We start from the raw sequence: 14,833 nt of genomic DNA, 5'->3' as shown, positions 1-14,833 counted from the left end.
TCAAATGGGCCCAAACACTAGCTTTCGGGGCGATGAGCCAACAAGTTACCGATCAGTAAGGGACGAGTGGGCGGGACCATTTACCGCCCGCCGAGAGTCTGGAATGATAGGTGACATGAAGACATCGAACACGACGCTGGTATCGAAACGCTTGCTCCTCTTTTCAGCGCTGGTCCTCCTCGCGACCACGCAAGGATGCTCCTGCGAGGACGAGCAGGATCTCGACGGCGGGGATGTGGCGCTCGATGCGATTGCCCTTGCCGACACTGCCAACGTAGACGACGCAGACGACGCAGACGACGCGGCGGACGTGGCTCGAGATGCCAACACGACCGCTGACACCACATCTGACACCGTATCTGACACGACGTCGGACACCGTATCTGACACTGCAACAGACGCGCCGAACGACACTGCTTCGGATGCGCCCACGGATACGGCAGACGCGGCCGACACGGGGTCTGATACCGACCTCGACACCGCAGACACGGTGTCTGATACCGCTCTCGACACAGCCGACACGACCGACACAACCGACATGGGCGTCGACGCGCAGCCCGACGTCGCCTCCGCCACGGGCGACTGCATCTCGGGCGCGACCGGCACCCACGCGGTGCGATTTGGCTGGGAGGGCAACGGCCCCAACTCGACGGCATACGTCGACTACGAGGTCAACGAGCTGCCCGACACTTCGCGCTGGAGAGTCGGGGCGTACTCGTCGAGCTTCAGCTACTCGCCGGTCTACACGGATACGTTTCTGGGGGAAGGCGGCCTCGAGTTGAGCGGCACGGTCTTCATCGACATCGAGCTGAGCACCGACGGGCTCGGGCCCCTCGACAAGGTCACGATTGCGCTATACGGCCGAAGCTTCAACACCACCTCGCCGGGAAGCTTCACCTGGCAGACCTTCTCGGGCACCGGCGCCACACCCTCGGGCTTCGTTCACAACAGCGCGCCCTACGAGTGGTACCGCGCCGACGCGACCGCCGCGCTGCCCGCCGGCGACAACGGCACGCTCTTGCGACTACGCGCCGGCCCTCCGTCGAACAGCCTCGTGGTCAATCGGGTCGAGATTTGTTTCGATGAGCTTTGACTGTCGGTGCGAGAGCATCTTGCCCTCGTCTACTCGGTGCGGGGGCACTCGCACCGAAAGACGACAGTCCTCCGTTCCACGACGAGTCAGTCCGCCCCGGCAAAGAAGCCTTTGATCTTCGCCCACAGCCCCTTTTTGGGCTTCGCAGCGCCGTCGCCCTCGGCCGAGGCATCTTGGCGCTCGGACTTCGGCTTCGGCGGCACCGGCTGCGGCGCGTACCCGTGGGCGTCGAGCACCTCTTTGGCCTCCGCGCGCAGCTCGGCGTAGCGCTCGGCGTCGACCATGTGCACGAAGCTGGCGAACCCGTGGATGCGGTCGAGCAGGTTGTCGCTCTCGCCCTTCCAGTGGGCGCGCTCGAGGCCGGCGGTCTTGACGCGGTGGAGCAACGCGCGGAAGGCGCGCACGTCGTCGCGCGGCACCGACAAACGGTCGTTGACCACCAGCCCGGTCACCTCTTGGCGGCGCCCGCTTCGCATGATGCGCTGCTTGTCGGGGTGCAGCTCGAAGCCCTCTTCCTGAACGACGGTTTTGACGTGCCACAGAAGCTTGGTGACCGCTTCGGCGGCTTCGCCGGAGGCCGAGAACGTCAGGTCGTCGGCGTAGCGCGTGTAGACGAAGCCGTGCTTGTCGGCGATGCCCGCCAGGCGAGCGTCCATGCGTCGGCACAAGATATTGGTGATCGCGGGGCTCGTCGGCCCGCCTTGCGGTAGGCAGCGCTCGCCGGTGGCCACGTACCAGGTCTTGCCGTCGAGCTCGAGCTCTTCGACGGGAAGCTCGGTGCACAACAGCGCCAGAATCGTGGCGACCGACGGCGAGTAGCCGAGCGACTCGAAGACCCCGAAGACCCGCCACAACGTGACCGTCGGGAAGAAGTCTTTGACGTCCATGTTGATGACGACGTCCTGGCCGACGTGCGGCCGGGCGTTCGACACGATCGAGCGTGACGGCCGAAACCCGTGGGCCTCGTCGCGAAGCGGGACGTGGTCGAGGATATTCTCCAGAATCCAGGTCTGCGCGCGCTTGAGCCGCGGCATCGGCGCCGAGATATTGCGGAAGCCGCCGCGCTTTTTGGGCATCTGGAAGCGACGGTAGTGGGTCACCGTCGACACCTCGCGGTGGTAGGCCAGAAAGCGCAGCTCGGCCATCGACACGCCCAGCGCGTCGGCGAGGGCGACGTGGTCGGGGAAGTCGGGCAGCGCGTGCTTGGCGAGCTTCTCGGCGTCGTAGTCGAGCTTCTCGAGGTGCGTGGAGACGTCTTCGCCCAGGTAGACGATATGGGTCTTTTGGGTCTCGTCCCACGCCATGGCGCGGGCGAGCCGCTCCTCTTTGCGCCGCTGCTTGTTGGCCGCGCGTTTCTCGCGCGACTCGCGAAGCCGCTCCTTTCGCATCGCCTTCAAGGCGGCGTCGCGGTTCTCGTAGCGGCGCTGTTGGGCGGTGAGCTTTCGCAGTTCCTGGCGAAGCTCGGCCTCGCGGCGAATCAGCTCCTCGGGCACATCGTTGGCGCCCTCCTCCGAATCCCAAAACCCCAGACGCAACATCTCGTCGAGGATGACCGAATCCTTCGAGCTCTCGCGGATACGCCTGTACAGCTCTTCTCGCGACGGCCTCGTCATGCTGCCTCCGAGCGGTGCGACCAAATTGTGTGGGGTGTGTGGGAAAACGGAGCGGCTCCCCAAAAAGGTTCCAGCAGTGAGAGGGACCTTCGTGCCAGTCTGTTGACTGGATCGCTCAACTCAAGCGGCCACCCTCCCCGGGCGCCGCTCGCTTCACCGAAGCCGGACTGGAGCGGCGCCCGGGGAGGGTTAGGCCGCACAGTCACGAGCGAGTCAGTGACGCGTTGTAGGGCTTTGATCGCGAACGGCGAATCGCCGCTCATGATGCAAGGTGCTGCCCTCTCACTGCTGGAGCGCGAGGCTATCGTAAAGATGTCCGTTGGGTCAACGTTCACGACGTCCTCTTCGCCTTCATGCGCGTGGCGAGGATATGCTCGCACGGGCCTTTTCGAAGTTTGTTCTGCCCGTGGAAATTGCAGGTGCACTCGCCCTCGACCATGCGCTCGTCGAGATCGATGACCACGCGCACCTCGTTGCCGTGCACGCGGCCACGGAGCACACGAGCCTGGGCGCCGCGCTCGACGCTGACCTGCGCCTCGCCGATGAGCCGCATCGCCTTCTCCTCGCGCTCGTTCTCGAAGCGCAACTTCTCGAGCGGCAGCGGCTCTCGGCTCAACGGGCGTGCTCGCCAGACCTCTTTGGAGAGGTCGTAGATGGCAAGCCCCGCCTGCGTAGCCGCGCTGAGCGCGCCGAGAACGTCGGCGTGCGGAAGCTGCAGGCTCTGGGCGAGCGTTTGGCTCGAGGCGACCCACTGCTTGTCGAGCTCCTCGAGCACCTTCTTCGAGATGTCGGGCGTGACGTCGGCGCGGGGGGCGAGCAGGTCGAAGTTGCCCTGCTTCGACCAGTCATTGGCCGTCCAGCCCGACAGCCCCAGCGTAAACTGCATGTCGCCCAGGTCGACGAGCCAGAACGAGGGCATCCCGTAGCCCAAGAGCTTGAGCTTGACGCTCTTGGCCACCGGAATCAGCCGCTCCAACACGTGCAGGCGGCGACGGCCCCAGATACGCACCTCTTCGGTCCTGTGGCCGTGATAGGTCGAGCGCGGGCACTCGAGCACCGTGCCCCACGGGTCGAACACGATCGAGACCGGCTCGCCCGGCTCGAGCTGGAAGCGAAGCGAGCGCGGGCCCTCCTTCTCGCGGCGCTGGCGCAGCTTGAAGCAGATATTGTGCAGGTCCATCGGGTGCAGGTCGATGTCGTAGCCCGGCAGGTTCATCGCGGAGCTGACCTGCAAGAAGCCGCGCACCCACGAGTCGGGCAGGTCGATTTTGACCTCGCGGTGCGCCTCGTCTTCGGCCGTCTGCACCGAGAAGCCCTGCGGGTCGACCGTCAACTCGGTGTCGCGGTAGGTGCGAATCTTTTGGAACTCGTCGTACAGCTCGGCCGAGTAGTCGATATTGGTCGTGCCGCAGGCGAAGTCGTCGAGCTGGGTGAACACCTCGTGGCCGCACGACAGCCTGGCGTAGGTCGACTCGTCCTCGCTGAAACACTCGAAGAAGACCTCGTCCGGGTGCACCGTGATCACCGGGTCGAGCACGTACCACCAGTCGCGATTATTCTTCCACAGGTAGTCGAAGTAGCGCTGGCGCGCGGTGTAGAACGGCTTCAAGAGTTGTTGCTTGCGGCTATACACCTCGCTCAGCTCTCGGCGAATCTCCTCGATGCGCGCCTTGTTGTCGGCCGCCCGGCTCATGTACTCGGCCAGCCAGACCTCCTCTTGCTCGGCGACCCAGCGCTTGTACTCCTCGCGGTCTTTGGGCGTGTAGCGAAGGTCCGAGACGACCACGTCGTGCAGCGCCGAGATCGCCTCACGGAACGGCAACGCCTGATGCACCGTGCCGCGAAACCACGTCGGCGAGCGCGCCGCGTCGGGCACGAAGGACATCGCCGTCTTCTTCGGCGTGGTCTTGACGCCCGAGAAGCCTTTGTATTTGTACTCGAAGAGCATGCTCAGTTCGCCTCGGGTGAGTAAACAGATGGGGCGTTACGGGTCAGCGCGCTCGGGAGCTCGGGCCACTGGCGGCGCACCTTGGCCAAGACCTTGATGCACGCTGCCTTGTCGGTCACGGACACCGTGGCCACCTGCCGGCGCAGCAACCCCTCGACGTAGCGCGCCGCTTCGACATCCTTGGCCGCCTCGGCCTCCAAAAACGCGAGCACGCGATCTTTGGCCACACGTCCCGCGCCGATCTTCGACAGCACCGCGCGAAAGTAGTGGTCGAGGCTCTGGAGCGCCTCGGGGTCGTCGGCGGCAAAGCGCGTCAGGTAGTTGGTCGCAAAGATCTGCAGCTCGACGGTGGGGTGCTCGCTGAGCCGCTGCAGGTAGAGGTGGCCGTGCTCGGCGCGAAACCTGCGGGTGATCATCTCGCGCCCGAAGCTCTGGACGCGCTCGTCCACGCTGTCGCAGATGGCGACCAGCGCCTCGGGGTCCCACGCCTCCTCGGGAATCTCGTCTCGACAGAACTCGAACGCCCACTCGCGCGTGTCGTCCCAGTTCGTCTCGAGCATCGGCATCATCGCGCCCGGGTTCGAGCGAAGGCGCTGCGGGAAACGCGCGAAGTGTGCGCGCACGGCTTCGCGCAACACCAGCAACTCGTGACTCGCCCACTCGATGAGCGTGTCGAGCGGCTCGTCTACGAGGCGAACCTCTCGCTTCAGAAGCTCGAAGCCGAGCAGCTGCGCGTGGGCGTACTTCAACGTGAGCATGCGCCGGAACGAGCCGTCGGGGATCGCGTCGAGGTAGTCCCCCAATGGGTCGGTCAACAGCTCGTAGAGCTGGCCGTGGAGCCCCTCGAACTGCTCCTCGCGGAGCAACAGCGGGTACCAGCGCTCGACGAGGTCGCGCCCCAACTCGGCGTCTTTGGCGACGAGTCGCTCGATGAGCGGACGCGCCTCTTGGCGAAGCTCGGGGTACTCGGAGGTTCCGAAGCCGGCGATGAGGTCGGCGCGCTCGGCGAGCTGCAGGTCGCTCAGCCGCTGTAACAGCTGCATGCCCAAGCGTCGCACCGAGCCGTACTCCGACGAGAGCGGCGCCAGGAGCAGCGCGTCGGGTAGCCCATTGAGCGAGCTTCGCCCGAGCAGCGCCCTCACGCCGAGCTGCTGGCATCCCTCGAGGGGATGGGCGAGCAGCTCGGCCACGTGGTCGCCGGCCACCTCGGACAAGACGTCGCCGGCGATGAGGAGCACGAAGTCGGCCGCATGCGCAGCGACGCTCTCGTCGTCGGGATCGGTCATGCTCACCAACGCCGAGACCACCAACCCGACCACGCGCTTCTGCTCGTCGCGGCCGAGATAGAGCGTCTTGGCAAAGCTTCGAGCGCGCTCCCGAACGTCGTCATGCTGGAGGAAAGCCAGCCCCGCCAAAAAGGAAGCGTCCTTGCCCAGCGTGTGCTGCGTGCGGTCGAGCCACTGCAGACCGAGTGTGCGCGCCTCGGCGAGCTTCGAGCGAAGCACGGCGAGCAGGAGCAAGCCGTCGGGGTTATTCGGGTCCCAGCGCACCTTCGCCAGCTCGAGGGCGAGCTCGGCGGTCGCATCGCACCAACTCTGCAGCAGGTCACCGAGCAGCGCGTTGTCGACCTCGCCCTCGAAGGCCGGGTTGGCGCGAAACACGCGCACCGCAAAGCGCTGCACCTCTTCGGAGCGCGCGTGGCGCATCAGGTGCAAGATGGCGTCGGGCGCCTGGTCCCACAGCTCTCCAAAAGGCTCCTCGCGTCGCGCGGCATGCCCGCGCTCGGCGCCGTCGCGATACCACCAACGAAGCGCCCCGCCCGGCCGGTGCAGCGACTGACCTTCGCCGCGAAGCAGCCAAATAAAGCAGTGATGCTTCGAGTAGCGCGGCGCGTACTGTTCGATGCGCTGGTACCGACGCGCGTCCCAGTCCCAACGCCAGTCGACCCGTTGGTCCTCGCTCGGCTGCTGGATCTGGTCGTCGTTCGAGAGCAACACGCCGGTCGCCAACGGGATGAACAACTCGGGCCGCCCGCTCTCGCCGAGGCGGCGAAGGTGGCGCACGAAGCGGCGCTGGAAGTAGGCCTTGGTCTTCGACGAAAACGCCGGCGCCCTGCCCCACGCACTCTTTCGCCAATTCCAACGCGCCGAGCCGCGCCCCGGCGAGGTCTCGAACTTCTTGACGAGCGCGCCGTACAGCTCGGCGTCCATGACCATCTCGGCGGCTTTGAGCGTGCGCCGCAAAAAGGCCATCGAACGCTCGTTGGGCGCGAGCTCGCAGACGAGCTCGTGAATCGCCTCGCGCACCCAAGGACGGTCCATCGCCACGGCGAAGAGCTGCGAGCCCAGGTCTTTGTCGGCGTCATCGTTGCGAAGATACGCCAGCAACGCCTCGAAGAGCTCGGCCTTATCCTCGGCGAGGATCCCGGCACGCGCCGGCCCGGGAAGCTTGGCGAGCTCGGCGTCGGCGAATCGTTGGCGCTGCGCGTCGTCGGCGAGCATCATCTTGGCCACACGCGCCAGGCTCCGAAGCGACGCACTCGCCGACTCGCGCCCCTCGATGACATCGAGCGCCTGGACATGCTCGCCGGTGCCACAACGCCCCAGCGCCCAGACGCTCGACCACACCAAAAAGTGGTCGTCGGACTGCATCGCGAGTTGCGCGATGGCGTCGGCGGCCTGCGAGAGCTTCCAGGCCCCGGCGGTCCAAATCGCCCGCGACAGCTTCCAATCCGACTGCGCCGGCTCGCCGCGCGCCGCGCGCTGGATGCGCCGCAGGGTCGCTGTTACACGTGGATCATTTTCGGTGGTATCGGCCGCGGTCTCTCGCGGCGAGGAAGGCACCTCCGAGAGCGAACTCGACTCCGAGGTGTACTTGTAGCCCTTCTTGACTTTGCTGGCGACGAGGTCGTCGAAGATCTGGTCGGCCTTGGCGCGCGACTCGGGAAAGGGCGTCTTCGTGCCCTCTCGAAGAGTCGTCCCGCGGCGACCGTAGCGAAAATTGACGACGAACTCGCCGTCGCCGGCCTCGCACAGATCGACCTCGTAGACCTTGTCGGACTTACCGCTGCGATAGTGCAGCTTGGTTTGGCGGATAAGCTTCACGGGCATCCTCGGTTTTGTTCAGGCGCCCGGTAGTTTTACTGCACTGGACGGGTGCGGGCAACCGCTTTGCCCGTGGTCTCGGTGCGGTTGCGAGTTGCGACTCCTTGCTTTGCGGTGCCCCCATCCGACTCGAGCTAAACCGCGCTCGAGCCACCTTCCCCCAGGGGAAGGGATGACCCTGCGAAAAGCTACGTAGTCCAAGTGAGCTAAGGCAGCCCTTCCCCTGGGGGAAGGTGCCCGTAGCGAAGCGAAGGGCGGATGGGGGGCGCCAACAAGCTACGCCTTCCTCTCCGCAACACCACCCTCACTCGAAGTCATACTTCAAGCCCAACCGCGCCATAAAGGGCGCCAGGGGCCGCGCGCCGTAGGGGCGGCGCGAGGCGATGGCCTGGGTGCCCAGCACGTTGCTCACCTTGCCGTAGGCTTTGAAGCCGTCGAAGAATTCGTAGCTCGCCAAGAGGTCGATCAGCGCGTAGCGCTCGGTGGTGCGCACGTCCTCGTCGTCGGCCTTGCCGGCCTCTTCGAGCATCTGGCCGACGTAGGTCAGCCGGGTGTTGAGCGCGAAGGTCTGGTCGGTCACGCCCAGTTGCACCGAGGCCTGGTGGGTGGGGACGTAGGGGAGCTCGTCGCCCTCCTCGACCTCGCCGAATTGCGGGTTGCCGGAGGTGAAGCTCGTCTGGAAGTCCGATTCGGTGAAGGTGTAGGCGAGGCGGCCGGGAAGGAACCAGTCGCCGCCCAGCGCGAAGGTGTGCGCGGCGACGAGTTCGGCGCCCCAGACGTGGACGTCGCCGGCGTTGAACTGGCGGTCGACGAGCTGCTCGTCGCAGCCGACCGAAAAGGAGCACTCGCCGATGAGGTTGCCGTAGTCGTTGAAGAAGCCGATGGCTTCGAGCAAGGTGCCGGTCTTCTCGTCGGCGAAGCGCACGCCGGCTTCGTAGTTGACGCTGGTTTCGGGCTCGACGCCGTCGGGCTGGCCCGGCGAGACGGGGCTGAAGCCGCGGTAGGCGCCGGCGAGGACGCCGAGTTTTTCGGTGAGCGCGTAGTGGACGCCCAGGCCCGGGATGAGGATCGACTGGGTGTTGTCGGTCGTCTCGTCGGTCAGCCGATTGGTGAAGTCGGTCAGGATATACTCGAAGCGAAGCCCGGGGGTAAACGTGAAGTCGGCGATGAAGAACTCGTCGAGCACGTGCGCCGCCAGGGCGAGCGCCTCGCCGCGGTTTCGGGTGGTCGTGGCGGTGGGCGCGTCGTTGGAGACGAGGTCGCCCGAGCGCATCAAAAACTGGTCTTCGGTGTGGTTGCGCTCGATCCAGTCGTTGTGCAGGCGCACGCCGGTCTCGAGCTGGTTGTACCAGCCGTCGCCGTAGCTTCGGTGCTGGGCGATGGCCTGGATGCCCTGGGAGACGAACTCACGGGCGTTGGCGCCGACCAACAGGGTCTCGCCTTCGACCGTCGAGTCTTGCCGGCCGGTGAGCACGTCGTAGAGCACTGCGCGGCGGCCGCTGTCGGGGCTGTCCAAGATCTCTTGGAGCGGCGTGGGGTCGACGAAGCCGTTGAGCTTGAACCAGGTGCGCTGGAAGTCGTGGCGGTAGGCGGCGACGTCGACGTCGAAGCTCGTGTCGACGGCCAGCCGGTAGCGAAGCTCGAGCTGGGTGCGGTCCCAGTCCATCTCGTCGAGCTGGCTTGCGGGGTAGCGGCGCAGCGGGTTGGCCTCGAAGTCCTCGTCGGTCAGCCCCAGGTAGGTCTCGTTGGAGTGCTCGCGCGAGTAGCCCGCCTTGAGGGTGAGCTCGTGGACCACCGACTTGCTGCGGTCGGTGTTCAGGCTGCCCTTGGCCATGATCTCCTGGCGGTTGAATCCGGTGTCGCCGCCGCCGTCGAGCTCTTTGAAGCCGTCTGATTGCCAGTGGACGCCCTCGAGAAGGAAGCCGCCCCAGTCGCTGCTCGCCCCGTAGTAGCCGTGGGCCTTGCCGGTGAAGTAGCTGCCGGCGTTGACGTCGATGCCGCCCGTCTGGCCGTCGCGCGGGATGTCGCGCGTCTGCCAGTTGATCGCCCCGCCGATGGTGTTCGGGCCGTATTGGATGGCCGCCGGGCCCTTGAAGACCTCGACGCCGACCATGCGGTTGATGATCGGAAAGTAGTAGGCCGCGGGCGCCGCATAGGGGGCGGGGCCGAAGAGCACGCCGTCCTCCATGAGCGCGACCTTCTTGCTGCGCTCGGCGTTGGCGCCGCGCATGCCGATATTGGGGCGCAGCCCGAAGCCCTCTTCGGGGCGCACGTACACGCCGGGCACCTGCAGGAGCACGGCGTGGGGGTCGTCGTACTCGAGGCGCTCGAGTTCCTCTTCGTCGAGCTCGTGGGCGACGCCGCCGACGTTCTGGATGCGCTCGGCGCGCACCTCGACGTCTTCGAGGCGCACCGCGTCGTCGTCGACCTCTTCGACGAGCACCTCGCGCGACTCCTCTTCGGCCTCGTCGGCCAGACCGGCGTCCTCATCGTCGTCGACTTCCTCACCTTCCTCGCCCTCCTCGGGAACGACGATGAAGACGTCTTCTTCGCCCGCCTCGTCGGACGCCTCCTGGGCGACAAGACCGGCAGGAGCGGCCAGCGAGCCGGCCAGAAGAGCGATGGAGAGAATGCGTCGGTACTGCGTTGCGTTCATGGGACTGCTTCCGGTTTGGACGAAACTTCTACAATTGAGCTTTGTTCAGGTGGCGCACGGTTCACCCCGAGGCGAGCCTCGGGGCTGCACGGGCGCTGGCTCCGCTGGGGGCAAGCCCCCGCTCCGCTACTGACCCATCGTCATCCGGCCCAACCGCGGCGGCGGTTGCGTCGGGCCGGGTAAAATCCAGTGGGCGGGGGCGACGCCGTCGTCGACGGTCATGAGATCGACGGTCGGGTCGATCATTGCCTGAGGCTTGCGCCCGTTGAGGGAGACGAGGGCGTCGACGCGCACCTCGACGTCCTCGAAGCCCTTGCTTCGGTACTCCTCGCCGATGTGGTGGGCGAGTTGCAAGATGAGGTCGGGTTGGCCGGACATCTCGCGCTCCTGGTGCGACGACAGGTAGCGCGACGGCGAGACGCGGTAGGCGCGCTCGCGGCCGGCGACGTCGACCAAAAAGGTCACCGCGCCGTTCTTCTCGCGCAGCATCACCTTCCACGACCAGCGCATACCCTGCTCGCTCCACAAGACGTTGCCCGGGTACGCCAGAAAGCGAAGCGGCATGGCCACCTGCAAGAGGCAAAAGGCGAGCGCCAGGGCCATCGCCGGGGTCTGCCAGCGGCGGCTCTCCTGCGACTGCCCGGGCGCGGGCCACAACCTCTCGGGCACCCAGCGCTTGGGCCAGTCGGGCGGAAAGAAGATCGACGCCGAGACCATCATGATCAGCGGGAACATGCCGATGCGAAAGAAGTAGCCGGTGGCCACGTGGAAGACCACGAGCACGGCGTAGGCGTAGGGACGCGTCTTCTTCGACAGCAGCAAAAAGGGCATCAGCAGGTCGTGGAGCATGCCCGCCCAGCCCATCGCCACGGCGATCCACCAGATGTCCAAAAAGGGACCGATGACGGGCGTGTCGACGCGCGAGCTCAGCCAGATATTGAGCGGCTGACCGTGAATGAGCCAGTCAGTGCCGATCTTGGCCACGCCCGCATAAAAGTAGACCGTGCCCACCTGGAAGCGGAGCAGCCAGACGTAAAAGGCCGGGATCTTGGCGCGGCGCACCCGCGGCCACAGCTTGGCGTCGACCGACCAGGCGGCGTTGGCAGGCAAAAAGCACAGAAGCAGCGCCAGCAGGCTGACCAGGTAGTAATGGTTCAGATAGTTGGCCACGTCGATGAGCTCGACGTAGGTGAACAACACGAAGAACCCGACGATGGCGAACCGGTAGAACAGGCCGATGGCCACCAGAAACGACAGCACGGCGAGCGCGGCGAAGGCGGCGTGCATCCACGTCGGGGGGAGCACTTCGACCCACTCGAAACCCCAGAAGTGGAAGAAAAAGTCGGGCTCGGCGAAGAACTGGTCGACCCACCCGTAGGCCATGAACCGGATGGTGCCGAAGCACATCATCAGGCCAAAGAGCACGCGAAAAGCGGCCAGCGAGCTGACGTCGACGTGCTCGGCTGCCCGCTCTCGCAGGGTGTCCAACCAGGTTGTGGCGGGTGCGACGCTCATGATCAGTCGTTATCGCCCTCGCCGCGCTTGGGCACTTCGAGGTCGAGGACGTCGAAGAACTGCGACTTGAAGATATCGGTGACGCTCTTGGTGGCGTCGTAGACGTCGATGACCGACTGCGGGTCGTTTTGCAGCGCCTCGGCCATCGTGCCGTCGACGGCGTCGACCGCGGCGATGGCCGCGTCGATGCGCGCGTTCAGGTCGTCGGCCAAGTCGCCGGCGCCCATGTCGCGAAGCAGGGTGTTGATGCCGGTCGAACCGTCGACGTCCTCGTTACCCGTCAAGAGCTGCTGGAAGCCGACGAGGTTGTTGCGCACGTTGGCCAGCGAGTGGTCGGCCCACAGCGACTCGCGCTCCTCGGGGCAGACGTCTTCGACGCAGTCGATCAGCCCGGTGGGCTGGGCGAGCTTCATGTCCTTGGTCTCTTTGTCGAGGTAGAACATCGCGTCGCTGACGGCGTTGAGCGCTTCTTGCGAGGTCGCGTACGTCTCGCTGTCGGCGCCGGCGGTGCTGAATTCACCCAGGAAGTTGCCGCCGTCGGCAGCCCACATCTGGCGAAGCTCGCCTGCGCGCTCGGCGAGATTGGCGGCGAGCGTCTGGGCGTAGGCGGCGCGTCGGCTCGTGATGTCGTCTGCGCTCAAGGCTTCCCAGCTGCCGTCGGTGTTGATGGAGCTGTTGGGCGCGCAGGCGTTTTCGGTGCCCTCGACGAAGAGCAGGTACTCCATCGCGTCGAGACCGCGCACGTTGACCGGCTCGGAGGCGAAGCTTTCGGCGTCGGTGTAGTTCTGCTCGACGAGCTCTTGGTCGACGCGGCACGGGTTGACGATGGGCCACGAGTAGATCTGGTCGCGCAGGTCCTCGCCGCCGACGACCGCGCCCATGGGGCCGGCCGGGCCGATCTGGAACATCTCGGCGCGCTGCCAGGTGTTCATCGCCTCTCGCCATGCGTCTTGGACGGCCTGGCGGTCGGCGTCGCTCTGCGAGCCCGCGTAAGCATCGGCTGCCGAGGCGAGCGTGTCGGTCTTCTGCTCGAACTCGGCGTAAGTCGCCAAGATGACGTCGTCCCCGAGGCTCGACAGGACTGCGCGGCGCGCTTCGGCGGCCTCCGGATCTTCGACGGGGGCGTTGTTGGCCGGGCCGTCGTCGTCGGAGCAAGCGCTCAGACTGGCCACGCCGACGAGCGAGGCGACCAGCAGGGGGAGTAGAATGTGTCGTGAATATCGCATGGTTTGAAGATGCGTCTGGGGGTCGATTAGAAACGGGGCGAGTGCTTCGCGCACCCGCCCCGAAGATGTAACTCTAACCTCGTTTACCAGCCGTTCTGGCCGCTGTCATTGCCGAGATTGGCGTCGGCGAAGCCATAGGCGTCGCCCAGAAGCTGACGCGCGGCGATCAGGTCGGCTTTGTACTGATCGATGTCGGCCTGGTCGGCGTCCGCCAGCACCGGCGCGTCGCCTACGAGCGTGTGGAACTGCTCGAAGTCGGCGTCGCTGAGCATCGAGTGCGGGTTAAACTGTAGACCCAGCGCGAAACCTTTCATCTCCGACCAGACTTTGGCGTGCTCGACGAAGTCGTAGTCGTTGCCGCCGAAGAAGCTCATCGCCTCGAGGGTGTCGTTGATATAGTGGACGACGTTGGCAGCCATGACCTTCTCCCAGGCCATCACGGCGATGTCGCGCTGCTCTTCGAGGGCGGCCATCTGCTCGTCGCTCAGCTCACCGTCGGCCGAGCTGATGATGGCGCGACCGGTCAGGAAGGCCTCCATGGCCTGCTGGGTGAAGTCGGTCGGCTCGACCGCGCTCAGGTCGCGCTTGGCGAAGTAGGCGGCGTTGGCGAAGTTGTACTCCGACTTGAGGTCGATGGCGCCGTCGCCGTCGGTGTCCATGTAGCCGGGGCTGGCGATCTCTTCGTCGCTATAAGCAAGGAAGTCACGCGCGGCGCCGAAGTAGCCGAAGCCCTCGTCCCACTGGTGCTCGAGGGTGGTGTACGGCGCGTCCTCGTCCTGGGTGTTCGACGACTTCAGGCCTTTGCCGTCAGTGTCGCTGTCCATGTAGTCGTCGGTGGCCTGCGAGTAGGTCACGGCCATGAGCAAGAACTTCTGGGTGAGCTGGTTGAGGTCCTGGCCCTGCTCGGTCACGTGGACCGGCAGCGTCTGGCCGTCGGTGCCAGTGCGCTCGGTGCCGGCGACGCGGCCCAGCGCGTTCTCTTCGAGCGTCTCGAAGAAGGCGGTCACAAGGCCCTCGGGCGTGTCGACCGAGCCACCGTTGGCGGCAATGGTGGTGTCGCTCCAGCCGGTGAACTCGGTCGCCCAGTCTTTGTGGTCGGTGACCGAGTCGTTGCCGGCGAGCTTGCCGACGAGGTTCTTGCCGCCGGAGATGTCGTTATAGGTCGTCTGCTTCGTGGCCGGATCGGTGCTCAGCATGAACTCGCTGTCGCCGTTGGCGTCCGAATCGAAGCGGAAGTAGTAGTCGAGTGCGGCGACCACGTCGCCGTCCTGCGCGCTATCGTAGTCACCGGCGTCGACCGAGTCGGTCAGTCCGCTGATGAAGCTCTTGAGGTCGGCGATCAGCACCTGGCGGGCGACCTGGCCCGAGTACGACACGCTGCTCTCGCCTTCGACGAATTTGCTGTCGAAGTTGTAGGTTTCCGGAACCTGCAGCTCGCCGCCGCCGTTGTTGGTGGCGTTGTTGCTCTCCGTGTCATCACCGCAGCCAGCCAACAAACCCAGGCCGACCATCGCGCCTACCGAAACCGTCTTCTTCAACTTCATTTGCTACTCCGTGTTGCGTCTCAAAGGTTGAATGAAAATGAAAATGAGTTTCAATTCCGGCGCAACGTAACAGGCAAATACGCTCCGATCAAGAGATCGAGCGCAAATTCTTCGGACTGAAGACCCGTTTGAGC

The 14,833-nt window shown here is 65.5% G+C and carries 8 protein-coding genes; 1 reads left to right on the top strand and 7 read right to left on the bottom strand.

Annotation, left to right across the window (positions count from 1 at the left end; all coding sequences use genetic code 11):
• The first annotated feature begins 115 nt into the window (after positions 1-115).
• Positions 116-1,093 (top strand): hypothetical protein, encoded by a 978-nt coding sequence (locus FIV42_RS20680; RefSeq protein WP_141199532.1) that lies wholly within the window; start codon positions 116-118, stop codon positions 1,091-1,093.
• An 86-nt stretch (positions 1,094-1,179) separates the two neighbouring features.
• Here FIV42_RS20680 and FIV42_RS20675 read toward each other — a convergent pair whose 3' ends face one another.
• The 7 genes from FIV42_RS20675 to FIV42_RS20645 all read right to left on the bottom strand — a co-directional run bounded on the left by FIV42_RS20675 (position 1,180) and on the right by FIV42_RS20645 (position 14,699).
• Complete coding sequence (locus FIV42_RS20675) at positions 1,180-2,706, bottom strand: reverse transcriptase family protein (RefSeq protein ID WP_141199531.1); 1,527 nt, start codon at positions 2,704-2,706, stop codon at positions 1,180-1,182.
• A 331-nt stretch (positions 2,707-3,037) separates the two neighbouring features.
• A complete protein-coding gene (locus FIV42_RS20670; RefSeq protein WP_141199530.1) occupies positions 3,038-4,654 on the bottom strand; it encodes an SWIM zinc finger family protein in 1,617 nt (538 codons plus the stop codon).
• Positions 4,655-4,656: 2 nt separating this feature from the next.
• Positions 4,657-7,758, bottom strand: a complete 3,102-nt coding sequence (locus FIV42_RS20665; RefSeq protein ID WP_168210812.1) for a WGR domain-containing protein — start codon at positions 7,756-7,758, stop codon at positions 4,657-4,659.
• A 304-nt stretch (positions 7,759-8,062) separates the two neighbouring features.
• The gene (locus tag FIV42_RS20660) at positions 8,063-10,414 is read right to left on the bottom strand and encodes a TonB-dependent receptor family protein (protein ID WP_141199528.1); all 2,352 of its coding nucleotides are present in this window, start codon (positions 10,412-10,414) and stop codon (positions 8,063-8,065) included.
• 126 nt (positions 10,415-10,540) lie between these two features.
• A complete protein-coding gene (locus tag FIV42_RS20655; protein WP_141199527.1) occupies positions 10,541-11,929 on the bottom strand; it encodes an HTTM domain-containing protein in 1,389 nt (462 codons plus the stop codon).
• 2 nt (positions 11,930-11,931) lie between these two features.
• On the bottom strand, positions 11,932-13,155 hold the full coding sequence (locus tag FIV42_RS20650) for an imelysin family protein (protein WP_141199526.1): 1,224 nt from the start codon (positions 13,153-13,155) through the stop codon (positions 11,932-11,934).
• Between the two features lie 83 nt (positions 13,156-13,238).
• A complete protein-coding gene (locus tag FIV42_RS20645; protein WP_141199525.1) occupies positions 13,239-14,699 on the bottom strand; it encodes a DUF4856 domain-containing protein in 1,461 nt (486 codons plus the stop codon).
• Positions 14,700-14,833: the final 134 nt, after the last annotated feature.

It is taken from the genome of Persicimonas caeni, assembly GCF_006517175.1.
Lineage (GTDB): Bacteria > Myxococcota_A > Bradymonadia > Bradymonadales > Bradymonadaceae > Persicimonas > Persicimonas caeni.
Note: the sequence above shows the minus strand (reverse complement) of the source record. Positions and strands in the feature narration are given on the sequence as shown.